At 67.1% G+C, this 639-nt stretch carries 1 protein-coding gene; it reads left to right on the forward strand.

Annotation, left to right across the window (positions count from 1 at the left end; translation table 11 throughout):
• On the forward strand, nucleotides 1-636 hold a 636-nt coding region (locus tag F1654_RS13825; RefSeq protein WP_233205321.1), incomplete at its 5' end, for a hypothetical protein.
• Nucleotides 637-639 lie beyond the last annotated feature (3 nt).

Consider the following 639-nt stretch of genomic DNA (forward strand, 5'->3'; position numbering starts at 1 on the left):
GGATTTATGGCGATCGCCATTTTGATATTTTCATTCACTGCTCTCATGGCTGGCGTCTTTCTGGCGATCCGCGGCGGCGGGCTGTCCCACCGTGTGGCGGGCTTGTCCCTGGCCCTTTTCCTGCTCGCCGGCCTGTTTCAGACGGGGCTGTCCCTGGCCGTGTTCGGTCAGTTGCCGCACGCCGCCCTGGGATCGCCCGGTTCGCCCTTCCCATGGGTGCTGGCAGGCTTTCTGATCGCCGCGGCTGTGGCTGAGGAGGCGGCCCGCGCGGTCACCAATCTGCGCCTGATCGCGCGCCCGGATGTGCGCGCCCGCCTGTCCATCGCCCTGGTCTGGTGGCTTGTCGAGACGATGCTGGCCGTGATGGGGCCTGCGATCACCTTCCTGGACAATTTCGCCTCACATGCCGCCGATCACGGGCTGCAGGCCGCCCTGGAGCGCGCGGACCAGGAGACCGCGAGGATCGCATCGGGCATCACCAACATTGTGACCATGCGCCTGCCGTCGCTGGCCATGCATCTCATCGCGGCCTGGCTGATCGCTCCGGGCCCCCATTGGCGCCTGCGGCTCGCCGGGGCGGTCACGCTCCACGCCGCCTTCAACATCATCATGCTGATCGTGTTGCGGGCGGGGTGAGGC

The sequence above is a fragment of the Alkalicaulis satelles genome (genome assembly GCF_008630495.1).
Taxonomy (GTDB): domain Bacteria; phylum Pseudomonadota; class Alphaproteobacteria; order Caulobacterales; family Maricaulaceae; genus Oceanicaulis; species Oceanicaulis satelles.